The sequence below is a fragment of the Pseudomonas baetica genome (genome assembly GCF_002813455.1).
Taxonomy (GTDB): Bacteria; Pseudomonadota; Gammaproteobacteria; order Pseudomonadales; family Pseudomonadaceae; genus Aquipseudomonas; species Aquipseudomonas baetica.
This window is the reverse complement of sequence record NZ_PHHE01000001.1, coordinates 1,912,148-1,935,046: the sequence shown is the minus strand read 5'-3', so window position 1 is coordinate 1,935,046 and position 22,899 is coordinate 1,912,148. Positions and strand designations below refer to the sequence as shown.

Below are 22,899 nucleotides of genomic sequence, written 5' to 3'. Positions count from 1 at the left end.
TTTCATGCACGCTGAATCAGGCGGATTGCTTTTCTGGCCGGTGATCAGCGAAGAATGGCTTACCTTTGGCCACCCGCTCAGATGCCCGCGGCATGTTTACCGCTTGCGTGTCTTGCGGCTCGACATACCAGTAACAATGGCTGATGGCCCGAGTGATACCGACATACGCCAGGCGCAGGATTTCGTCCTTCTGTGCGCTGTCATACGGCTCGCTGTCGCCGCTTTTACCCAACCCAGCCATACGATAGACCTGATTCTTGTACGCAGAACTGGTCAGATGCTGACAGTCACCCAGCAAAAACACCGCATCAGCCTGCAGGCCCTTGGCACTGTGATAGGTCAATTGCTTAAGCCTGCGAGCCTCGCGCGGCAAGCTCGAATCCACATTAACTATCGACTGAATATGCTGTTCTATCAATAGCTTATCGCTGCTTTTTCGATAGAGCATCAAGATTGAATGGCCCTGCCGGTAATGTTCGGCCAGGCGCTGCGCCAATGCCTGATCGTCACGTTCCAGCACGTTAACTGGCTGCAACGGCTTGGGCGCGCCGCTGGCTTTGGCCTTCTTGCCGGGGATCGCCGGCGCTGCCCGGACAATGTGCTCCGCCGCGTCGATGATGTGTTGATGACTGCGATAGTTGTCACTGAGCATGACCCGCGTTGTGCTCGGTGACACAAACTCCTTGTTGAACGCCATGAAATAACTCGGCGAACTGCCACGCCAGCCATAGATCGACTGCCAGTCATCGCCCACGCAGAGCAGTGACGAACGTTGCGCGCCGCGTCCGACATGCATGGCCGGGCCACGGCTGCGAATTTCCGCAAGGCTGGCGCGGATCCACGAGACGATCTGCGGCGAAACGTCCTGAAACTCGTCGATCATCAGGTGCGACATCGGGCGCAACAGTTCATCGCCGAGCAATTTGAGGTTTTCCGGTGAATGCTCGCTGAACAAGGCAAACATGCGGTTGTAAGTCATGATTGGCGGCTTCTGATCGAGCAGATGATCCTCGAAAGCACGCCAGAACAGGCTCAACGCCTCGAAGAAAAACCGATCGGGGTCGTCTTTGGGGAAACTCATGCGGCCGACCGCATCCGGCACATCCAGCCCCAGGTTCTCGATAAAACCGGCGGCAGCCACGAAACAGTCGAGCAACGGCGCCGAAGCCAGCTCACCTTTGACCTTGTAATCGAAGCCAGGACCGGCGCTGGCATCGCCCGCCAGCGTCGCCAGAACACGTTTCGATGATTCGTAACCATCCAGCCAAATCAATGGCTTACGGCAGAACGCTTGAAACAGGGTGCGCTTGACTGCCCACTCTGCACGCAACGAAAGCCTGGCCCCGGGTCGACTGATCTGTGCGTCTTCACGCGGGTCAAAACCGAGCACCACCCAAGCGTCGAGGCTGGGAATGTAGCCGTGACAATGGAATGTCGCACCATTAATCTCGACCGTTTGGCGCTTGGGCTCTATGCCTTTGATCGGCCACGCCCCGGCGCGGAACCACAAGTCCTCGATGGCATCGCACAGCTCCTCATCACGCTCGGCGGCCAAGCGAGTCACTGCCACGCGTTTTTGCACATCGGGGTGATCGCGCTCCAACGCCTTGAGCTGCAACCCGACCAGGGACAGCGGCTGGATCAACTGACGGAAACGCTCATCGTCATTGAACAAGCGGTGATAACAAGCATTGAGCTGCTGACGCTGGGCATCGTTGATCCGCAGGTCGAAGGCATTGCTGTCGACGTCTTCGTCGCTGCCCTGCGGGCGATCGCTGAGATTCTCGAACGCTCGCAGACGCTCGAAGCCTGCAAGGCTGCGAACCATCGGCAGGATCCGCGAGTGAAAGGTGCGCACCAGTTCGCGCGCCTGTTTCGGGCTGAGTGCGTGCCCCCAAAGCGTAAACAGCTCGATCAGTTTGTTGATGAAGTCCTTGCGCGATTCGCGGGTGAACGTCACCACGGTCATCGAATCGAGTTCAAAGCCCAGGTAGTGGGTCAGCAACAGAATACGCAGCACCAGCGTGGTCGACTTGCCCGCGCCAGCACCGGCAACCACAGAGGTCGAAGGTGTATCGCTGAAAATCATCTTCCATTGCGCGGCGCTCGGCTGAGCCTGTTCGGGCAGTAACCGGGCGACATCGGCCTTGATGCGCTTTTTCAGCTCTGCCGTGAGCGGCAGACGCCAGTCGTCGAACAGGTAATTATCGACGCTCGGCGGGCGGTGTTCGGTGCTGCGGCTGTCGCGGATCAGCAATACCTGCCGACCTTCTTCCAGCCCTTCGAGTTTGCCTTCTTTATAACCGTACTCGACGCCAGCAGTGTGCCCGCTGCGAAAGCCGTCGGCTTGTCCGTGCAGCCATGACGCGCGGTGCTGAGCACGCAAGCGGGTCAAACCATGGCCAAAGAAGCGCGCGGCCAGGCGCTTGAACAATGGCATCTCGGCCAGTGGACGAAGTTCGGGAGGCAGATCGGGGGTGTGTTGCGCCACGCTGACGGGCTCCAGTGTCTGAGGCTAGTGAGGGCTATGGTGTCTGTATTTGCCGTCGAGTTCTAGCGAAATGCTTACAGGTCATTGGTTTAGACGATGAATTGAAAGTCGGGTCGGACGCTTTAAAGGCTCACTTCAATCAACTTATTCGATACTGATACCGCACTTTTTACGCTTTTTATCGATGATTGCCTGATAGATGATCACCGTCATAAACCACCGGTCTGGCGCCGGGCGCAATCAGCGCGCCCCGTGACGAACCCTTTGAGGAGATGATCATGCTTGAACTCAGACCTTTCAGCTCGCTGGGCGGCGCCCATCATGGCTGGCTGGATGCCCATCACCATTTTTCGTTCGCCGAGTACTACGATCCGCAACGCATGAGCTGGGGCAACCTGCGGGTGTGGAACGATGACGTAATCGCTGCGGGCACCGGATTCCCGCAACACCCGCACCGCGACATGGAAATCATCACCTATGTCCGTGAAGGCGCAATCACCCACCAGGACAATCTTGGCAACAAGGGCCGTACCGAGGCAGGTGACGTGCAAGTCATGAGCGCTGGCACCGGTATTGCGCACAGCGAATACAATCTGGAAGCGAAAGACACCAAGATCTTCCAGATCTGGATACTGCCAACCGAGACCGGCGCACCGCCGTCCTGGGGTGCGAAACCGTTCCCTAAAGGTCAGCGCGAAGGCTTCGTGACCCTGGCCAGCGGCAAGGATGGCGATGATCAAAGCCTGCGGATTCGCGCCGATGCACGGTTGGTTGCGGCCAACATCAAGGCTGGGGAAACCGCCGAATATCGCCTGGATGAGGGCCGTCGTGCTTATCTGGTGCCGGCCACTGGCTTGATTGAAGTCAATGGCTTGCGAGCACAGGCTCGGGACGGCGTGGCGGTTGCAAATGAGCAGGTGCTGACGGTGACGGCGATTGAAGACAGCGAGATTGTGTTGGTGGATCTGGCCTGATGGGCTCAATTGCAGGCATAAAAAAGGGCAACCGTCAGGGTTAATGCCAGTCAGTTAAGCTGACTGGCATTTTTGTTTTTGATCGGATACTTCGGCGATTTGAGCCTGATTGCCCGAGGATAAATGCGCTCCTCGCGTCGATGTGGCAGGACATAATGCGGGGCTGAGGCATGCAACTCTGCGAGATATTTGGGGATGTTCCCCGAACGATCCGCAGAAACGCCGTTGATAAACCCCAAGATCGCCCAAGTGCACGCGGTGAAGCTCAGTTCGCATGGATGGATGCCTGGACAATGGCGGCTCATCTCCACCATCTGATAACGCAACAGGTTGTAGCCCAACAACACGCCCCACAGTTCCTGCTCAATCATTTCGGGCGTCTTGCTGCGCAGCGTATAGCTGCTGTTCAGCAGGGTCTGCTTCATTTCTCTAAACCCTAACTCGATCTCCCATCGCTGGCTGTAGAGATCGACGATTTCGTCGGACGGGAAGCGTAATGAGTCGGCCATCGACGTCAGTATCTGACAAACCTTGCCCTTGACGGTTTTGCTCAGAAGCCGCGCAGTCAGGCGCTCCGGCAATCCAGGCCATTGCTTGCGGGCCTGCGGCGAAGTACTCAACGAGACCACAGCATCGTGGCGCCCCAAACGCTGAAGCACTTCGTACTGCGAGCCTTTTTTCAGCGGCATCAACCAATGTCGCTCGATGCCTGCTTGCTGCCATTGATGCAGCAACCCCAAGGAATAAAAGCCGCGATCGAACAGCGTCAGCGAGTGATCGGGGGTGGTTTCGATCAGTTGCTCCGCCAGTTTCATCTCGTTGCTGCGATAGCCGTCAAACGCGCTGCCAATCAGTAAGTGACTGGTCAATTCCATTTGGCAAACCATGCGCACCTGAGGAAAACCAGTATCGCCATGCTGGTTGCTGGCGGAGTCGTAACGCGCACGGTTTTCCGGTGTATCGGGCGTACGCCAGACGACGCCGTCGACACCCAGCAAGCGCAACCCGGCCCAGGTCGGATGACTGGCCGCTTCATGCCAGCTTTTCTGAGTCAGATCGAAGACTTGTCGTACGGCCTCGCTGCCCAGCCGCTGACGGGCTTGGACTACGGCGCTGGGCGCGACCAGCGGACGTTGCCCAGGCAGCATGATGTTCATGCGACTGACCACATCCCACGCCGACATGCGTCGAAAAAACGCCATGGAGATGACGCACCAAAGCATCATTTCCAAAGGTAAGCGTCGCCTGCGCAAAGTGGCTACACCGGCCTGCTCCAATGCCTGTTCGACCAGAGATGGATCAAGCAACGAGTCCAACCCTTCGAGGGAGTTGGGAGTCGAGACGAAGTTGTGGGTGAGTTCCAGTGCCCGAGCCAGACGCATAAAAAAATCCGATGCCTATTCAGGCATCGGATTTTGATTTCTTGCGGCCAAAGGTCAAGCAAAAGGGCTTAACTGATCGGCATTAGGCGTGAATGCCGGTTTTTTATTGCCGTCTGGGTGGCAGCCTGATTAGCCAACGCGCCCTGTCACAACCCGCCCCTCACAAACTGATTACGTCCAAACGCCTTGGCGTTGTACAGCGCCTGATCTGCCACCTCGATCAACCCCTGCAAATTGTCCAGCCGGGCACCGATCGCGGTGGCAATCCCGATGCTCACAGTCAACCGACCGAACGGGCTGGTGTCGTGCACAATGTTCGCTTGCTGCAAACGGTCGAGGATGAGTTGCGCCACCACCGCGGCACCGTCACCGTCGGTGTCAGGCATGATGATAGCCATCTCCTCTCCGCCATAACGTGCCACCAGATCTGACGGTCGCCTGACGCAGCCCTCGAAGATTCTGCCCACCGTCTGCAGGCAGGCGTCTCCTGCCACATGCCCGAGCGAATCGTTGAAGCGCTTGAAGAAGTCGATATCGATCATCAGCAAAGCCAGGGTGGTGCCATCACGCTGCGCTCGCCGCGCCTCCATGGCAAGGCTCTCATCAAAGCAGCGGCGATTGGCCAGACCGGTCAGGGCATCCCGCATCGCCAACAATTCAAGTTGCCGGTTCGACGAGAGCAACTGCTGCTGAGCCGCGCGCAGTTGATCTTCTGCCTCGGTGCGCCGACGGATATCCAGAATCAGAAACCAACCGATGAGCCCGGTCAGCCCCAGCAACCCCGTCACCACCACCGCCGACAGCACCGCCTCCGTTCGCCACGCAGTGAGGGCTTCGCGCTTGCCCAGTGCCACAGTCGTGATCAACGGCAGCCGGTCACTCTTGCGGAAGGCATAGAGCCGCTCCACGCCGTCCAGGCTGGAAGTAAACGATGCGGTGCCGACAGATTGGTCGACGAGATACTTGGCGTAGATGGGCGACTTGGAAAAGTTGCGCCCCATGTCCTGCTCACGGAATGGATAGCGAACCAGCAACGTGCCGTCGGTATAGGACAAACCGATTGCACCCTCCTGCCCCACGTCGATCTTTCCAAACAATCGCAGGAAGTTTTCGACCCCCAGGGTGACCGCCACCACGCCGGCGAACTCGCCGTCAGGACCATTGAAACGCCGGCTGACGGTGATCACCCATTCCTGATTGGAACGGCTCTGGATCGGCGGACCGATAAAGGTCTCGCGCGACGGATCGTCGCGGTGATGAATGAAATAGGCTCGATCAGTGCTGTTCGCACCCGATGGAATAGGCCGGTTGGAAGACATCAACCAATGACCCTGTTTGTCGTAGATCGTGATACCACTGAGCTGTGGCATCAGCGGCTCCTGGCGGTTGACCAAAGCACTCAGTCGCTGAATCTGTTCAGGGCCGCTCCCTTCTGTTTCCAGACGCTCGACCAGCCCAAGCAAAAGCAGCGAGCTCTGACGGACAATGCCTTCGGAGTAAGTCGCCAGCGCCTGGGCAAGGTTCAAGCCATGGACATCCACCTCCTCGAGTGCTCGCTCTCGAGAGGCCAATACCTTCCAGACCGTCAATGACGCCAGGGAACAACCGATGACCAGCAGCAACAGCACAACCAGATGGGAATCACGCTTCACGTTACTACCTTTTGGAAAGTCCGGTTTTCCGTTCCCGCAACATTGGGTCAAGGCAATAGCGGGCGCCATTCATCCTCTTCGTGCAGCTAGGATACAAGCAGCGCTGAACCGTTGCAGTAACTAGAGAGTACATTTTGTTGAGAAATCAATTCTCACCTTACATCCTGCTTCGAGGTGCGAATCAAGTGCGCTGGTGGCTTCGTCAGGTAGAGGGTCAGCTATATTGGATCGGTTGCCGCCCTTCTTGAACTCAGGGCGCGGTCGATACCACCGAGATCTCTGCCAAAGGAGTCAACCCATGTCAACGCTATATCCCAGTATCGATCCCGAGGGGCTGATCGAGTATTCAGTGGTCTACACCGACCGCTCGCTCAACCACATGTCGCAGTCATTTCAAGGCGTGATGAAGAACATCTCCACGACCCTGAAACAGGTCTACAACGCGCAGGCAGTGGCGGTGGTACCGGGCAGCGGTACATTCGGCATGGAGGCGGTGGCGCGACAGTTTGCGACCGACCAGCAATGCCTGGTGATACGCAACGGCTGGTTCAGTTATCGCTGGAGCCAGATCCTTGAAATGGGCAACATCCCAGCGGCCACCACGGTGCTGAAAGCCCGGCCGGTCGACAGCGCTCGCCAGGCTGCCTACGTCCCGCCCCCGCTGGACGAAGTGCTGGCAGCCATTGCGGCGCAAAAGCCTAAGATGGTCTTCGCCCCCCATGTTGAAACCTCATCAGGGATTATCCTGCCTGACGAGTACCTGCGGGCCGTCGGTGATGCCGTGCATGCGGTGGGCGGACTGTTCGTGCTGGACTGCATCGCCTCAGGCACGCTTTGGGTGGACATGCACAAGTGCGCCGTCGATCTGCTGATCAGCGCACCGCAGAAAGGCTGGAGCGCTTCCCCTTGCTGTGCCTTGGTGATGTTCAGTGCATTGGCACTCAAGCGCATCGAACAAACGCAAAGCAGCAGTTTCGCCTGCGACCTGAAAAAATGGCTGCAAATCATGCAGGCCTACGAACAGGGCGGCCATGCCTACCACGCGACCATGCCCAGCGATGCCCTCGCACGATTCAACGAAGTAATGAAAGAGACCCAAGCCTACGGGTTCGACAAGGTTCGCGAAGAACAACAGGTTCTGGGCGATCGGGTGCGCGCCATGTTGACCGGCAAAGGCATCAAAAGCGTAGCGGCTAACGGCTTTCAGGCCCCTGGCGTCGTGGTGAGCTACACCGATGACGCCGACATCAAAAACGGCAAGAAATTTGCCAGCCACGGCCTGCAGATCGCCGCCGGAGTACCGTTGCAATGCGACGAGCCAGCCGACTTCCAGACGTTCCGCATCGGTCTGTTCGGACTGGAAAAGCTGCACAACATCGAGCGCACGGTGAGTACGCTTGAGCAGGCGCTGGACGAGGTGATGGCTAAATAAGCGCTCAGCTTGTCTGGTCACCAAGGCTGAGGATGGGGAGAGGCAAAATCGGCCACAAGCGGGCGTTCTCACAGTTTCTTGATAGACATCCTTGAGGCCTGAGAGGCCCTCTGAAACTGGGGCCGACTCACTGCGACACCACCCCAAGGGCTACGCTGTACTCGTCCTCTTGCCTACCTGCCCAGAAGTCTGCTTGAAGCAAGGACTAAATCGTATTGCTGCCCTCCACGAATGTGCCGCCGACATGCAACTGCTCAAGGATTTTGAGCGCCAAGAGGCTATAGACTACTTCAGGCCTGGTGTCATTTCGGACGTACCGGATGTGGGTTACGACATGTGAGGTGCCAAAGCGTCGATTCGCCTCCGCTGTTCCTTCTAGTACGCTTGCAACGATATCAGCCTCAACTAATGGTTCGTGGTTACATGATCCCTGCGGCGGTAGACACTCACAGATCGGCTCATGCTGCTCCCCCACTCCTAGGCGCAGTTGCAGGAGATTATGCCGAGGCCCGGTAATACGTGAAGCGGCAAGGTACTCTCCGAGACGGACGAAATGCATGTGATGTGGCTCTACTGTTTGGTTAAAGGGGGCACTCTAGCCCATCTTAGAGGCTCAATCATGCCCGTCGAGTGGAGCAGCTTGTTGGCATTAGTGGCAACCACTCTGAAGGAATGCCCGTCGTTCTTTCACAGTACTGAATCGGTCCTTCTTCCGTATACGCTTTCAAAGGACCGCTTCTGGCCGACAGCAGCCCCCCTGAAATTCACGAACAATGCCGAACGATCACCAGCCCCTCGACCTCTTCCGGAACCCGAAAGTAGCCAGTGATCAAATCAAACTCAGCATCAGTCGCCGCAAAGTCATGCTCGCCCCGCTCATTGCGAGCATGTAGTCTGGCTCGGCAAGTGTCGTCATCGACATCCAGATAATGCAGGCAATGCGCCGATCCAGCAGCGTCGGCCAAACCTCGCAGCCATTCACGATCTGCAACCGTGTTCGCCGGGAAGTCCAGAACCACATCAAGCCCCACCCCGAGCAGATCAATAACCAGAGGCCCGAGCACATCGCGAATGCGTTTTGCGCAGCGCACGTAATCCGTCACTGTCTGTACTTCGGCGGGATAGAGCCTGGAAATCCAGCGATCCTCACTCAAAAGAATCGCGCGGTGCTCGCTTGCCAGTGACTTCGCGAGTGTTGATTTGCCGGAGGCAATCTTGCCGCACATCAGGTGCAATTTCGGTTGGGGCATGGAAACGCTCCCTATCCATAAAAATATCTGACGGCAGTCCACCGACCAGACGATCTGATCAATTCCCTCTTGGCTCATCGCATGCCAAGCGGACGTTTCCAGTCAGGCGCTTAGCCTGGACAGTCGCGAAGAGACCGAGGCCGTTATTCGCTCCCACAATTGCGGGATGGGTATGAAAAACAGCGCAGCAAAACTTAATAAACGATCAATCCACTTCCCCTGCAGATCATTCGGCTCGCTAGCAGTGTGCATGGCCAACAGGTAGCGATAAACCTGCCGACTGGAAAGTGGCAGCACTCCGATTTCCTCAAGTATCGAAGGGCCAATCTCTCGAATCATGCCCGTGAGCAATATCCAGAACAGTACGACCTCTGCGCACAACAAGGTGGCAATAAGCACATTTGCGATTAGCCTCCGCCAGTTTTGCAGGGCCTCGAAGATTGAGTCGATGCTACTTCCCAACGTCACCAGCGTGGCGATAATTGCCGTGATCGCAATCAGTAATCCTATAAATCGCGCAGAGTCGGGCAACCGAAAGAACGCAGCGAAGCGCGGCCCCATCGTATCGTTACTGGCCAAACGCCGAATTTCCTGCCGTTCTTCCCAAAGCTGTCTGAGGGCTCTCGCCTTAATTACAAGCTCACCGGGGCGACATTCATAACGCATGCACAACCAATCCTGCCTCAGCTTCAAACGATCAGTGCGAGAAGCATTCACGTCCGCACCAAGGCTTTCTGCGCGAATCCGCGCGTACACATCGGTGATCTTTGCTGCGCAGATCATGGTGATAATCAAAATGGCAAACAGCACCGGAATGTATTGATAAAGCGAGACACTGGGCAATTCTAAAACCACCCATAAGATTCCAGGGAGACATGCAGCAATCCAGATCAGACAGCTGCGCGCATCGCGCCTGCGCCATGCAGCTTTGATAGGCGCACGTTCGAACTTTTGAAAGTGTTCTTGAATATCGATTTGCAGCTGACTAATGCTAATTGCGGTGTTCGCCACTGAATCATCCCTCGTCATTAAACATCCCTTCAAACCTTTACACTGGCGAACGCTGAGCCGTGCTGATGGCTCAGCGTTGAATTGCCAGATGCGGTCTCAAATGAGACCGCATCGTTGCTGCCAAATCATGTGTTCCCTGCTCATTGCGTGCAGGCAGACTCCACCACGCCGTTGTCCTCACCCAAAAAACCACCGCTCTGATGCTGCCAAAGCCGCGCATAGACGCCGTTTTTCTCCAGCAACTGGGCGTGCGTGCCCTGTTCGATGATGCGTCCTTCGTCCATGACAATGAGCCGGTCCATGGCCGCAATGGTCGATAGCCGATGGGCGATCGCAATCACGGTCTTGCCCTGCATCATTTCATCGAGGCTTTCCTGAATCGCCACTTCGACTTCCGAATCCAGCGCGCTGGTGGCTTCGTCAAGTAGCAGGATCGGCGCGTTCTTGAGCATCACCCGGGCAATCGCGACGCGCTGGCGTTGGCCGCCCGACAGTTTGATGCCGCGCTCGCCCACCAGTGTGTCGTAACCGCTATGGCCTTGGCGGTCGCTGAGTTGGCTGATGAACTCATCGGCCTGGGCGCTCGCGGCGGCACTGCGGATTTGCGCGTCGGTGGCATCGGGACGGCCGTAGGCAATGTTGTCGCGAATGGAGCGGTGCAGCAGCGAGGTGTCCTGCGTGACCATGCCGATGGCACTGCGCAGACTGTCCTGCGTTACTTTCGCGATGTTTTGGCCATCGATGCGAATCTCGCCGCTGTCGACATCGTAGAAGCGCAGCAGCAAGTTGATCAGCGTGGATTTACCGGCACCAGAGCGCCCGACCAGGCCAATTTTTTCGCCTGGGCGAATGCTCAGATTCAAGCCGTCGAGCACCTGACGTTCGCCGTTGTAGTTGAAGCTCACCTTATCGAAGGTCACGGCGCCGCCGGAAGTCACCAACACGCCAGCATCCGGGGCGTCCTGCACCTTGGCGCCCTGGGTCAGCGTCGCCATGCCATCCTGAACGGTGCCGATGCTTTCGAACAGCGAGGTCATTTGCCACATGATCCAGTTCGACATGCCATTGATTCGCAGCGCCATGGCGGTGATGGCCGCCACAGCACCGGCGCCGACGTCGCCCTGGTGCCACAGCCACAGGGCGTAACCGCCGGCTGACATGATCAGCCCCACCACCAGTGCCTGGTTGACGATCTCGAACAGACTGACCAAGCGCATCTGGCGAAAACCGGTCAGTTTGAAATCCTCCATCGCCGCACGGGCGAAGTGCGCTTCACGATTGGAGTGGGAGAACAGCTTCACCGTGGTGATGTTGGTGTAGGCATCCGAAATACGCCCGGTCATCATCGAGCGCGCGTTCGCCTGCTCCTGCCCGACTTTGCCCAGGCGCGGCACGAAGTACCACATGGCCAGCGCGAACAGCACGGCCCAGCCAATGAACGGCAGCATCAGCTTCAGCGCGAAGCCGCCAGCCAGCGCGATGATCGCGATGAAATACACGCCGATCCCCGGGATGATCTCGATCATGGTGAACAGCACGTCGCGCACTGCCAGCGCCGTCTGCATCACTTTGGTCGTGACCCGTCCGGAAAACTCATCGGAGAAAAACGAAAGGCTTTGCCGCAACATCAGCCGATGGAAGTCCCAGCGCAGGCGCAACGGCAGGTTAATCGCCAGGATCTGGTGCTGCACCATCGTACGCAACGCCACCAGAGCGACACTGGTCACCATGACGATGCCCATGCCCCACAACACGCGACTCTCCTGCGCAGCGGCTTCACCACCGGCCTGCCAGGTCGAGAGCAGATCCACCACTTGCCCCAGAAAGGAAAACAGCCACGCTTCGTAAATCGACACAGCGGCACTGAGCAATGCCAGCACCAGGATGTAACCGCGGGCACCCCGCGTACAGGCCCACAAAAAACGCGCCAGACCATTGGGCGGCGGCGGTACCTCGTCAGGCGGAAAAGGGTCAAGTCTTCGTTCAAACGCACCCAGCATGGTGGTCTTCAAAACAATCCATTAGTGGGAAGTTTGCCATCGAATGACTGACTTGGGGGTTTGTAACGTTGAAGCATATCGCCGAATGCCGCGAAGACACGGTGTGCCGGGGCCGGACGGACGGTCACGGGATTGCGCTGCGCCAAGGCAAAACCACCGTACCTTCACTACGCTTGTGAAAGCCGCCGCCGCGCAATCATGACGAACCAGCGGAACATCGCGCCAAGGCCGTTGCTCTAGATTGAAATAGACACGGGATCAGGTTGAGCAAATGGATATGTCCACACACGCTGTGCCCGTTCCTCCTTTGCAGAGTGCCGTCACTCGCCGCCTGGCCCTCGCCATCGGTGCGCTGTTCGTTGTCGGCGTGCTTGCCGCGACGTGGGCCCTGTTCAGTATCGCCGCCCGCCTTGATCAGCAAGAGGCCAGGGACGTCCGGTTTTACTCGGCGCGGGCACTGGAGAACCGCATCACCGCGTCAAAGAGTTACATCACCAGCTACGCCAACTGGACCACGGCCTATGAGCATCTGCACGACCGGATCGACACGGATTGGGCTTACAGCGAACAGAATCTCGGCAAAACCCTGTTTACCAGTGACGGTTATGAAGGCGTGTTTGTGCTGGATCGGCAGCGGACCAAGTACGCCGTGGTGCAAGGACAAATGGTCGATGCCGAGCTGTCCGGTTTGCTCAAGATGTCTGCTGCGTTGCTGGTCGAACAGGTGCAGCGCCAGCCCGATCTGACGGTTCCCGTGAGCACTTACTCGTTGTTCGAAGGCTGGCCGGCGCTGGTGACGGCCGCAGCGATCCTGCCCAACGATGAGCGCCCACGGGAAGATCCGCAACAGACCTCGGTGCTGGTGTTTGTCGACACGCTGACGCCGGCCAAGCTGCGCACGATCGGCAGCGCTTATGGCTTGCGGAATTTGACCCTGACCGCGGACGACATGCTCGACGAGGAGCAGCCACGCGTACCGCTGGACAGCACCGGCTACAGCCTCACCGCCGACCTGCACAAGCCCGGCCAGCAATTGCTCTGGTCATTGTTACCGCCGCTCTGCGCCACACTGCTGGTGCTGATGTTGTTGACCGCTTATTTCTTTCGCCACGCCTTGCGTTCTTCGACCTACGTCGACAACAGCTTCAGCGCGATGCAGGCGTCGAATCAGGCGCTGGAAACAGCCAACCAGGCACTGGAAGCCAGTGAAGAACGTTTTCGTGCGGTGGCCGAAGCGGCTTCGGACTGGATCTGGGAAATTGATCGAGACTTGCAACTGACCTACCTCTCGGCACGCTTCAGCGAAGTCACCGGTTACTCGCACACCCAGTGGCTCGGGCAAGGCATCGGGCAACTGGTGTCGTGCGATACCACGCCGCTGGAGCTTTGGTTGAAAAAACTCACTGGCGAAACAAATGCCAGCGACCTGCGCTGTACGTACCGTGATCACGCCGGTCAGCAACGCCACTGCCGGCTCTCGGCACGGCCAATTCTCGAGCGGCACACCGTGCTCGGCTATCGCGGCACCGCCAGTGATATCACCGACGAAGTCGCCGCCCATGCACAGATTCAACACCTGTCCATGCACGATGCGTTGACCGGTCTGCCCAACCGCAACCAGTTGGCACGCTATCTGGATGATGCACTGCTGTTAAAGGAACATGCACCGCCGCTGTCCCTGCTGGTGATCGATCTGGATAACTTCAAACCGATCAACGATTCCCTGGGTCATCCGGCCGGTGATGCGGTCCTGCAGGAAGTCGCCAACCGCTTGCGCGACTGTACCCGCGAGCTCGATATCGTCGCGCGGCTGGGCGGTGACGAATTCGTCGTGGTGCTCAACGGCATGGACAGCCGCAATGAAGTCGACAAGTTCTGCACGCGTCTGGTCGCCAGCCTGCACCAACCGGTGGTTTTCGAAGATCACCCGCTGCACGTGGGCGCGAGCATCGGCATCGCTCTGAGCCGCCGCCTGGGTTATGTGCCCGGCGAGTTGATCCGCTGTGCCGACATTGCGCTGTATCAGGCCAAGTCCGAGGGCAAAAACACCTGGTGTTATTTCGAGGCGCACATGGGCGACCAGATCCAGACTCGTCGGCAGATGGAAAGCGATCTGCGCTGCGCGCTGAAAAACGACGAGTTCGTCCTGCACTATCAACCGCGCTACAAGGTTGACGGCAAGCACATCGTTTCGGTCGAAGCGCTGGTGCGCTGGCAGCACCCGACCAAGGGCTTGCTCGGACCGGACCTGTTTATCGCCCTGGCCGAACAGACGGATCTGATCGTCCCGCTGGGCCGCTGGGTATTGCGCGAAGCCTGCGAAACCGCACTGACCTGGCCTGAGGACATTGTGCTGTCGGTCAATCTTTCCCCGGCCCAGTTTTCTGCCAGTGATGTCGTTGCAGACGTGCGCGAAGTGCTGATCCAGACGCGCTTGCCGGCCAGCCGACTGGAACTGGAGATCACCGAAAACGTCATGCTGGTCGACACCGACGGTGCGCTGGGCACCATGAATGCCCTCAAGGAGCTGGGTGTGCGCTTGAACATGGATGACTTTGGCACCGGTTACTCATCGCTCGGCTACCTGCGCGCCTATCCGTTTGACGGGATCAAGATCGACAAGCGTTTCATCGCCTCCATCAGCAGCGGCGCCAATGATCGCGCAGTGGTGCAGGCAATCATCGGTCTGGGCAAAGCCATGGGCCTGACCGTCACTGCCGAAGGTGTCGAGACCGAGGAGCAACTGAACATTCTCGGCAAGGATCAGTGCAACGAAGTTCAGGGTTATTTCATGAGCCGGCCCGTCGACAAGGCGGCCTTCGCGCAACTTCTGACCGAGTCCAGAAAACGCCTGCCCGATCCTTCGCCACCCAAGAAAGGTCGTGTGGTATGAGCGACCTTTGTTTGCTGTGCGGTTTTTTCATTGCGGGGTACGAGCAAGGGGTACGCCGGTGAACACACTGCCGGCATCGCGCACCAGTTGGCGCCACTCGGCACTGTTGATCAGTCCCTGTTCTTCCATGTCATCGGCGGCTTTAAGCAACTCGTCGTACTGCTGCTCCGGGTCCATCCTCAGCTGCGCTTGCGTCGCCAGTTTGCGCCATGCGGCCAGTGCATCTCTCTTTCGCTGATCGAACATAGGTTTGTCTCGTGCCGGAATATCCGATAGAGAGAACGCGGGCGTCCGGTGTTCAGCGCAAGCGACGAAAGGAGCATTGGCCGGGCTCAGCCATCACAAATACCAGCGATACTCCCGCGCACTGATCTCCTGCATGAATGCCAGATGATCCTGGCGTTTGTTCTCGCAGTACACGTCCACGAACTCGGCGCCCAGGCCTTCACGTAGTTGCGGCTGATGCTGCATCGCCCTCACCGCTTCAAACATCTCTGTCGGGAAAGCGATCCCGCTATTGCGGTCTTCATTGAGCGCTGCGATCGGTTCTTTACCTGCCGCCAATCCATGCTCCAAGCCCACCAGAATCGCCGCCAACACCAGATACGGATTGGCATCTGCGCCGGCCAGTCGATATTCAATGCGCAGGTTCTTCTCATCCGACTCGGGTATGCGCAAACACGCATCACGATCTTCAAAGCCCCAGCTTGCTTTGGTGGCGGTGTTCACCGTGCCACTCAATCGGCGCATGGCGTTCTGGTTCGGGGCGAAGATCGGCATGCTGTGGGGCAACAGCTGCAGACACCCGGCGACGGCGTGGCGCAAAGGCTGCTGTTGATTCGCCGCGAGCAGATTATTGCCGGCCGCATCATAGAGGCTGACATGCACATGCATGCCGCTGCCCGGATGCTGCAGGTACGGTTTAGCCATGAAACTGGCGCGATAGCCGTGTTTGAGCGCTACGCCACGGGTGCTGCGGCAAAACAAAGCAGCCCAGTCAGCTGCACGCAAACCGTCGTCGAGGTGGCCGAAGTTGATTTCGAACTGGCCGGGGCCCAGTTCAGCGGTGATCACGGTAGCGTCGATGCCTTGAGCGCGAGTGGCTTCGACCATTTCATCCAGCACTGGCGCGAAGCGTGACAAGCGCTCGATGTGCATGTTCGGCTGGTCATCGGCGTCGTCGGTCAGGTCGTCGCGGGGAAATTGCGGCAGGCCGTTGCGCAGTTGTTTGTCGAACAGGTAGAACTCCAGTTCAAACGCTACGACCGGGTGAATGCCTTTGCGCGCCAGTCGGTTCAGCACCTGCGCCAGCACCTCGCGGGGTTCGAATTCGATCGGTTTTTCCGTGCCGTCAGAGGTGATCAGCATCTGGCCCAGTGGCTGCGCTTCCCAGGTCACCGGTTTGAGTGTGCCCGGCACCAAGCGGCGCACGGCATCGGGGTCGCCGTCGTTGAAGCAGTAGTCGCCAATCTTGAACAAACCGCCCTGCACGCCCAGCAACACGCAGTTTTGCGGCAGTTTGAGGGTGCTGCCGGCGGCGACTTTTTCGAGCATGTCCACGGGATAGCGCTTGCCGTAAAAATGCCCCGGAATGTCCAGGGAAATCAGGTCGACATAACGCACCTCGGGGTAGCGTTGGCGAAACGCCCGTACTTCGGCGAGCAGGTCAGCGCAGACAGCGTCCATCGTGTTCATCCTTTGTTGTTATCAGGTGTAGACCCACAGCACGCGGGTGAGCTGGTCGGTGAGATTGCCGTAGCGGCAACGGGTGTGGCTGTCGAACTGGAAGCTATCGCCGGTCTTTAAAGTGGCGGGCTCTTCGTTATCGCCGAGCCATAACGTCAGTTCGCCTTCGAGCACGTAACCGCCCTGCTCCGAGCTGTCGCTCAAGTGCCGGTCGCCGCTGCTGGCGCCGGGTTCAAGGTGACTTTCGAGCATGGAAAACGAGGCGCGCATCTGCGGCGACACCAGAATGTCGGTGATGCCATTGGCGTAATACAGCGTGCGGCGCTCGTCCGGGCGGGTCACCCACGGCAATTCCTTGGCCTTGGGCAAACTGTAGAAATAGGTGGTCGGTACGCCGAAGGTTTCGCTGATCGCCGTCAGGTCCGCCACCGTGGGCCGGGACAAACCGCGTTCGACCTGCGACAAAAATCCCACCGAACGGCCGATCTTGTCGGCCAATTCCTTCAGGGTGCATTTCTTGTGCTTGCGCAGGTCGTGGATCAGGATCGCCAGCGCGGCGATTTCTTCTTGCTTGTTCATGGCCGGGATTCCGCAAAATGGATCATCAGATGCTGTCGCGCAGTCGATACCAGGCCTTGCCGATGGCTTCCAGCGGCGCGGCAAAGTGTTTGCCGCCGGGGAAACGGCCATTGCTCAAGCCTTGGTACAACGCCAATTCATCCGCATCGCCGAGAATGGCGTCAGACACCGCGCGAGCCGCTGCCAGTGTCGGCAGCACGCCATGTCCCGAGTAACCCTGCAGCCAATAACGATTATCCTCGCCGCCAACATCCGGCGTGCGGTTCAGGGTCAGATCGATGTGCCCGCCCCAGGCAAATTCCACCGCGACACCTTTGAGCTGCGGGAACACACGTTCGAGATACGGCCGGGTCGCCGCCGCGATGTCCTTGGGCATGCCGCCCAGATAGGTACAGCCACCGCCGAACAGCAAACGGTTGTCTGGCGTACGGCGGAAGTAATCGAGGACGAACTGGTTGTCGGTCACGCAAACATTGCTCGGCAACAGTGCGGTGGCTTGCTCCGGCGTGAGCGGCGCGGTTGCGACTTGATAGGTGCCCACCGGCAAGATGCAGCTGGAGAGTTTCGGGTCGAGTTCATCGAGATAGGCATTGCAAGCCAGCACCAGCACATCGGCTTTTATCGAGCCATGCGCGGTGTTGACCCGAAAACCTGCGCCCTCCTCCTGATAACTCAGCGCTTTGCTTTGCTCAAAGATGCGCCCGCCGGCGCGCTCGATGGCAGCCGCCAGACCCAGTGCGAGTTTCAGCGGATTGAGGTGCGCGCCTTCGGGGTCGTAGAGACCCGCCTGATAACGCTCGCTGGCCAGCCATTGCGGCAGCGCTTCGCGTGGGATGAATTGCAATGCATCGTTGCCCCATTTGTGGCTGGCCTCGTGTTGCCATTCGGTCAGCAGACTGACTCGGCGCGGCATGACCGACGTCCACAGATGTCCGCGGCGATAGTCGCAGTCGAAGCCATGACGTGCGGGTAATTCACGCAACTCCCGGGCCGCCCAACGCATGCCGTCCCACAAGCGCCTCGCCCGCTCATAGCCCAGCGCGGCTTCCAGCGGCGGCATATCGCATGACCAGCCCAGAATCGCCTGCCCGCCATTACGCCCCGAGGCTGCCCACGCCACTCGACTGGCTTCCAGCAACATCACGCGTTTACCGGCCAACGCCAAGCGCAAGGCGGTGTGCAGACCACTGAAACCGGCGCCAATGATCACCACGTCGGTGTCTTGGTCACCTGCCAAAGCGGGTCGATCGCAGAGGATTTCGGCGCAACTGTGGGCGTAGTAACTGTCGACATGGCGCAGGAACTGCTGAAACATCTACGGCCTAATGAAATTATCTTTCTATAATTTCATGAAAACTTATACCTAATATTTCACGCAAGCAACCTGAAATTCTTAGTGGGCGGAATCGCCAATCACCTGTTCATTCATTACTCCCATCATGTAATCGCTATCACTTTGACAGTATCCAAAGTAGCGGCTAAGCCTAATTCATGTCACAGAGGAAGGCCTGAAGGCGGCTGTAAGGGATATGGCTTCAGGCCCACCAAAACACCCCGCGCAACACCATGAAGGAACGAGCAAATGACAGTGAAGTCAGCCTTGATAGCGGCAAGCATGGTAATCGTTTCCCTGAACTCGACAGTGGCGCGGGCAGACGACTACACCCTGGATCAGAACTGGAGCGCAAAGGACCTCGCACTCTGGCGGGACACCTCTCAAGGTTCGCGCTTGATCCCCCTCAGCTGGATGATGGCGTTAGAAATACAAGGCTCGAAAGTACCCTTTGTCTCTGATGCTAACGTCCAGACTTATGGCTATACGCCGCGAACGCTGGAGTTCGACTACCGCAGCTATCGGTTGCCCCGTGGCTTTGTGGTCGACCAAGGTAGCGACAAGGCGCTGACGTTTTCTCGACTGCGCTGGAAAAGCGGCCAATCCGATCAAGAGCCCTGGGTGGGAATGAACTGTGCGGCCTGCCATACGGCGAATCTTTCCTTCGGTGGCCATACCTGGGAGATACAGGGCGGCCCCACCAATGCCGATTACCAGAAGTTCTTCGAGGCCTTTCGCGGGGCGCTGGCCGAGACCCACAGCGATAGCCAGAAATTCGATCGTTTTGCAGGCAAAGTACTGGCTGACGCGGACACCGAACAAAATCGTCAACTGTTAGCCAATGCGTTGAATACGCTCGGCCAGTTCCTTGCAAAAAGTGCCGTGCTCAATCACACGGATCTTGAATATGGGCCAGGCCGTGTCGACGCTGTCGGGCACATTCTCAACCGGGTCGCCCAATTGAATGGCGCCCCTGAGCCGACACCCAATCCCTCTGATGCGCCGGTTAGCTATCCGTTTCTCTGGAACACTCCCCAGCACAACAAAGTGCAGTGGAACGGGGTTGCGCCTAACGTGCGATTGGGCAAACACGGCTTGGACATAGGCGCCCTCGCGCGCAACGCCTCTGAAGTGGTGGGCGTGTTCGGGGATGTGGCGTTTCGTACGGATACTTTCCTCAAAGGATTCGACTCCAGCGTACGAGTCAGCAACCTGGATCGACTTGAACGCACGCTGGAACGTCTGAAACCCCCGAAATGGCCAGAAAAGCTCGGTGCGATCGACACGAGCAAAACATCACACGGCGCCGACTTGTTCGCCCGCCATTGCTCAAGCTGTCACTTGCCGCTGGCACGCGATGATCTGAAAACCAAAGTCGTCGCGCAAATGGCAACGATCACCGCAGACAACGAAACCTTGAAATCAATCGCCACCGACCCCTGGATGGCGTGCAACGCCGTTCAGTTCATCAGCGACCCCGGCAAACTCAAGGGCGCGCCCCTCAACGACTTTACGGGGAGAATCACCGATGGGTCGCCATTGGTGACTCAGTTGGGTGTGACGGCGCGAGAGGTTTTATTGAATCAGACCCCAGCCATTCTAGGATTGGCGTTGGCGGATTTCCTTAATGTCGAACCTGTGCCCCAAAGGCCTTCACGCACAGGCACTTTCGCCTTCCTGCGATCCTTCCAGTCAGAGAGGAGCCGCCGGCTCAGCGACTGCTATAAGCTTGCTGCGGATACCAAAAAGTATCCGACTCTGGCCTACAAGGCGCGGCCTCTGACCGGCATCTGGGCAACGGCGCCATACTTGCACAACGGCTCGGTACGAACATTGTTCGACCTGCTTCGTCCGCCCAGTGAGCGTCCTTCCAGCTTCAAGGCCGGCTCGATTATCTTTGATCCGAAGAATGTCGGTTTTGTTGATGCCGACGGTCCCGGCAGTCCGTTCACCTTCGACACGTCGCTACCGGGCAACTCCAATGCAGGCCATGACTACGGCGCGTTTTCACTCGATAATGATGATCGCTATGCGTTGATCGAGTACATGAAAACCCTTTGATGCAGAGGATGGCCAGGCCAGTGAGCGTGTGTATCTGACGTGTGCGCCTTGAGAGTGGCTCAAGGCGCGTTCATTGAATCGGCAATTCGACCCGCGCGACCAAACCACCACCGCGCCGATTGCTCAGCGTCAGCTCCCCGCCCTGCTCGCGCACGATGGCCCGCGCCGCCGAGAGCCCGAGGCCGACGCCGCCGGTGTGACGGTTGCGTGAGGCCTCGAGGCGAAAGAACGGATCGAATACCCGTTGCAGCGACTCCTCGGGAATGCCCGGCCCCTCGTCGCTGACGTCGATGCTGATCACGCGCTCATTAGTGGTGAGCTCGATGCGCGGGTGCCGTGCGTACTTCGCGGCGTTATCCAGCAGATTGACGATCACTCGCTTGATCCCAAGCGGCCGCCCTTCATAGACCAGATGGGCCGGGCCGTTGTAATCGACGGCAATATTCTGATCACGATAGTCATCAACGATGGTGTGCAACAGCTCCGACAAGTCGAACGCCGTACTTTGCTCCGGCTGGGTGTCTTCGCGAAAGAACGCCAGCGCCGCGTTGATCATCGACTGCATCTCTTCGATGTCGCGAATCAGCTTGCCTTGATGATCAAGATCCTCCATGAACTCACTGCGCAAACGCATGCGTGTCAGCGGCGCGCGCAAGTCGTGGGAGATGGACGCGAGCATGTGCGTGCGCTCGCCGATGAAGTGCTGAATCTGTGCCTGCATGGTGTTGAAGGCGATGATCGCCTGACGAATCTCGTCCGGGCCTTCAATCTTGATCGGCGGTGCGCGCAGGTCGCCGCCAAAACGACGCGCGGCGCTGGCGAAACGCTGCAGAGGTTTGGCCAGTTGGCGTGTGGCAAGCCAGGCCACCAGCACCGTGGCGATCAGGCCCAGGGCGATGATGATCGCGATGCGTGTGCCGATGTCCAGCCCCCAGGAGCGCTCTCGCGAAGAAAACAACAACCAGCTGCCATCCGGCAGTTGAATCAGCGCCGCATACCGGCCCTGCTGACTGCCGCTCGGCCAGTCGGCAGGGTTGAACACCCGAATCTGTCGGTCATCGCCCAACAACTGATGCAACACCGATGTCTTGTCTGCCGTGAGCGGCGTACCACCCGGGGGCAAGCCGAGTTCGTCGCGTTGCGCACTCCACATCACCTCCTGTGTCAGGCCGTTTGCCGCTTGCGCCAGTTGCGTGCGCAAAGGTGCCGGTGCGGCCTCGATGACCTTGACGGTAGCGGCAATCTGCTCCAGCAGCCCGGTGCGTTCAATCGGCGGTCGCGCCCAGGTTCCCGCGACCTCCACGAACAGGAAATTGAGCGCCAGCGACGCCAGCATGGCCGCGACAATGGTCAGCGCGATACGCCGACTCAGCGGGTCGCGCCGCAGGAATCGACGGATCATCAACCCGTGACCTTGGCGCTGAACATATAGCCGCCGTTGCGTACCGTGCGGATCAGATCGGGACGTTTGCAGTCCGGTTCGATCTTGCGTCGCAGGCGGCTGACCTGCACGTCAATGCTACGGTCGAAAGCGTCGTGGCCCCGCCCATGTGTGAGATCAATCAGTTGCTCACGGGTGAGGATGCGCTGCGGATGTTCAAGAAACACCACCAGCAGATCGAACTCGCCACCGGACAGCGGAATCATCACGTTTTCCGGGGAGCGCAGCTCGCGGCAGGTGACATCCAGATGCCAGCCGGCAAAAGCGATCACCGGCCGCGACGGTTCAACTGAACGCTGCTGTTCACCAGCCCGCCGTTGCAGCGCACGCACACGGGCCAGTAATTCCTGTGGGGCGAAAGGTTTGGTCAGGTAGTCGTCCGCGCCGAGTTCCAGACCGACGATACGATCACTGAGCTCGGCCATCGCCGTCAGCATAATGATCGGAATGCCCATCTGCGCCCGCACTTTCTGGCACAAACTCAGCCCGCCTTCACCGGGCATCATCACGTCGAGAATGATCGTGTCCGGGCGCTGCTGCGCGATGGCCGCCCACATCGCCTCGCCATCCGCCGCCACGTCGACTTCATAGCCGTGCTGGACGAAGAACTTCTTCAGCAGGGAGAGAATTTCCACGTCGTCGTCGACAAACAGCAGTCTGCTCACAGTCACAGTCACAGGCTCCGGCCAGAAAAGAGCGCATCTAAAACCATTC

General features: G+C 58.5%; 16 protein-coding genes. 4 read left to right on the top strand and 12 right to left on the bottom strand.

The window, feature by feature from the left end; translation table 11 throughout:
* Positions 1-16: 16 nt before the first annotated feature.
* Entirely contained in the window at positions 17-2,491 is a 2,475-nt protein-coding gene (locus ATI02_RS08840) for a UvrD-helicase domain-containing protein (RefSeq protein ID WP_100846059.1), read from the bottom strand.
* Positions 2,492-2,769: 278 nt separating this feature from the next.
* Between ATI02_RS08840 and ATI02_RS08835 the strand changes: the two genes are divergently transcribed.
* Entirely contained in the window at positions 2,770-3,465 is a 696-nt protein-coding gene (locus ATI02_RS08835; protein WP_095187173.1) for a pirin family protein, read from the top strand.
* Between the two features lie 50 nt (positions 3,466-3,515).
* On the opposite strand, the gene ATI02_RS08830 is transcribed toward ATI02_RS08835, so the two are convergent.
* Positions 3,516-4,847: an IS4 family transposase gene (locus ATI02_RS08830; protein WP_100845361.1), complete on the bottom strand. Its 1,332-nt coding sequence runs from the start codon at positions 4,845-4,847 to the stop codon at positions 3,516-3,518.
* 146 nt (positions 4,848-4,993) lie between these two features.
* A complete protein-coding gene (locus ATI02_RS08825; protein ID WP_100846058.1) occupies positions 4,994-6,499 on the bottom strand; it encodes a sensor domain-containing diguanylate cyclase in 1,506 nt (501 codons plus the stop codon).
* Between the two features lie 298 nt (positions 6,500-6,797).
* On the opposite strand from ATI02_RS08825, the gene ATI02_RS08820 reads away from it, so the two are divergent.
* On the top strand, positions 6,798-7,931 hold the full coding sequence (locus tag ATI02_RS08820; protein WP_100846057.1) for a pyridoxal-phosphate-dependent aminotransferase family protein: 1,134 nt from the start codon (positions 6,798-6,800) through the stop codon (positions 7,929-7,931).
* Between the two features lie 764 nt (positions 7,932-8,695).
* Here the strand turns inward: ATI02_RS08820 and ATI02_RS08815 are convergent.
* The 3 genes from ATI02_RS08815 to ATI02_RS08805 all read right to left on the bottom strand — a co-directional run bounded on the left by ATI02_RS08815 (position 8,696) and on the right by ATI02_RS08805 (position 12,192).
* Positions 8,696-9,181 carry a P-loop nucleotide/nucleoside kinase family protein gene (locus ATI02_RS08815; RefSeq protein WP_100848446.1) on the bottom strand — a complete coding sequence of 162 codons (486 nt, stop codon included), beginning with the start codon at positions 9,179-9,181 and terminating at the stop codon, positions 8,696-8,698.
* A gap of 102 nt (positions 9,182-9,283) precedes the next feature.
* Entirely contained in the window at positions 9,284-10,177 is an 894-nt protein-coding gene (locus ATI02_RS08810; RefSeq protein ID WP_100848445.1) for a hypothetical protein, read from the bottom strand.
* A gap of 155 nt (positions 10,178-10,332) precedes the next feature.
* Complete coding sequence (locus ATI02_RS08805; RefSeq protein WP_095189810.1) at positions 10,333-12,192, bottom strand: ABC transporter ATP-binding protein; 1,860 nt, start codon at positions 12,190-12,192, stop codon at positions 10,333-10,335.
* Between the two features lie 271 nt (positions 12,193-12,463).
* On the opposite strand from ATI02_RS08805, the gene ATI02_RS08800 reads away from it, so the two are divergent.
* The gene (locus ATI02_RS08800; protein ID WP_100846056.1) at positions 12,464-15,085 is read left to right on the top strand and encodes a bifunctional diguanylate cyclase/phosphodiesterase; all 2,622 of its coding nucleotides are present in this window, start codon (positions 12,464-12,466) and stop codon (positions 15,083-15,085) included.
* 27 nt (positions 15,086-15,112) lie between these two features.
* Here the strand turns inward: ATI02_RS08800 and ATI02_RS08795 are convergent, their stop codons facing one another.
* From ATI02_RS08795 to ATI02_RS08780, 4 genes are all read right to left on the bottom strand, one after another.
* Positions 15,113-15,331, bottom strand: a complete 219-nt coding sequence (locus tag ATI02_RS08795; RefSeq protein ID WP_100846055.1) for a hypothetical protein — start codon at positions 15,329-15,331, stop codon at positions 15,113-15,115.
* Between the two features lie 93 nt (positions 15,332-15,424).
* Positions 15,425-16,771, bottom strand: coding sequence for a glutamine synthetase family protein (locus ATI02_RS08790; protein ID WP_100846054.1), 1,347 nt, complete (start codon positions 16,769-16,771; stop codon positions 15,425-15,427).
* 21 nt (positions 16,772-16,792) lie between these two features.
* On the bottom strand, positions 16,793-17,350 hold the full coding sequence (locus ATI02_RS08785) for a helix-turn-helix domain-containing protein (RefSeq protein ID WP_100846053.1): 558 nt from the start codon (positions 17,348-17,350) through the stop codon (positions 16,793-16,795).
* 25 nt (positions 17,351-17,375) lie between these two features.
* The gene (locus tag ATI02_RS08780) at positions 17,376-18,665 is read right to left on the bottom strand and encodes an NAD(P)/FAD-dependent oxidoreductase (RefSeq protein WP_100846052.1); all 1,290 of its coding nucleotides are present in this window, start codon (positions 18,663-18,665) and stop codon (positions 17,376-17,378) included.
* Between the two features lie 267 nt (positions 18,666-18,932).
* Here ATI02_RS08780 and ATI02_RS08775 point away from each other — a divergent pair, with 267 nt between their 5' ends.
* Positions 18,933-20,744, top strand: coding sequence for a di-heme-cytochrome C peroxidase (locus ATI02_RS08775; RefSeq protein ID WP_100846051.1), 1,812 nt, complete (start codon positions 18,933-18,935; stop codon positions 20,742-20,744).
* Between the two features lie 70 nt (positions 20,745-20,814).
* Here ATI02_RS08775 and ATI02_RS08770 read toward each other — a convergent pair whose 3' ends face one another.
* Both ATI02_RS08770 and ATI02_RS08765 read right to left on the bottom strand, forming a co-directional pair.
* On the bottom strand, positions 20,815-22,146 hold the full coding sequence (locus ATI02_RS08770) for an ATP-binding protein (protein ID WP_100846050.1): 1,332 nt from the start codon (positions 22,144-22,146) through the stop codon (positions 20,815-20,817).
* The gene (locus ATI02_RS08765; RefSeq protein WP_100848444.1) at positions 22,146-22,850 is read right to left on the bottom strand and encodes a response regulator; all 705 of its coding nucleotides are present in this window, start codon (positions 22,848-22,850) and stop codon (positions 22,146-22,148) included. The genes ATI02_RS08770 and ATI02_RS08765 overlap by 1 nt, the downstream gene beginning before the upstream one ends.
* Positions 22,851-22,899: the final 49 nt, after the last annotated feature.

Excerpts from the sequence above, each read along its gene's own strand:
- ATI02_RS08835 (WP_095187173.1), top strand. The coding sequence starts at position 2,770 with ATGCTTGAACTCAGACCTTTCAGCTCGCTGGGCGGCGCCCATCATGGC.
- ATI02_RS08830 (WP_100845361.1), bottom strand. The coding sequence starts at position 4,847 with ATGCGTCTGGCTCGGGCACTGGAACTCACCCACAACTTCGTCTCGACT.
- ATI02_RS08820 (WP_100846057.1), top strand. The coding sequence starts at position 6,798 with ATGTCAACGCTATATCCCAGTATCGATCCCGAGGGGCTGATCGAGTAT.
- ATI02_RS08815 (WP_100848446.1), bottom strand. The coding sequence starts at position 9,181 with ATGCCCCAACCGAAATTGCACCTGATGTGCGGCAAGATTGCCTCCGGC.
- ATI02_RS08805 (WP_095189810.1), bottom strand. The coding sequence starts at position 12,192 with ATGCTGGGTGCGTTTGAACGAAGACTTGACCCTTTTCCGCCTGACGAG.
- ATI02_RS08800 (WP_100846056.1), top strand. The coding sequence starts at position 12,464 with ATGGATATGTCCACACACGCTGTGCCCGTTCCTCCTTTGCAGAGTGCC.
- ATI02_RS08795 (WP_100846055.1), bottom strand. The coding sequence starts at position 15,331 with ATGTTCGATCAGCGAAAGAGAGATGCACTGGCCGCATGGCGCAAACTG.
- ATI02_RS08790 (WP_100846054.1), bottom strand. The coding sequence starts at position 16,771 with ATGGACGCTGTCTGCGCTGACCTGCTCGCCGAAGTACGGGCGTTTCGC.
- ATI02_RS08785 (WP_100846053.1), bottom strand. The coding sequence starts at position 17,350 with ATGAACAAGCAAGAAGAAATCGCCGCGCTGGCGATCCTGATCCACGAC.
- ATI02_RS08780 (WP_100846052.1), bottom strand. The coding sequence starts at position 18,665 with ATGTTTCAGCAGTTCCTGCGCCATGTCGACAGTTACTACGCCCACAGT.
- ATI02_RS08775 (WP_100846051.1), top strand. The coding sequence starts at position 18,933 with ATGACAGTGAAGTCAGCCTTGATAGCGGCAAGCATGGTAATCGTTTCC.
- ATI02_RS08770 (WP_100846050.1), bottom strand. The coding sequence starts at position 22,146 with ATGATCCGTCGATTCCTGCGGCGCGACCCGCTGAGTCGGCGTATCGCG.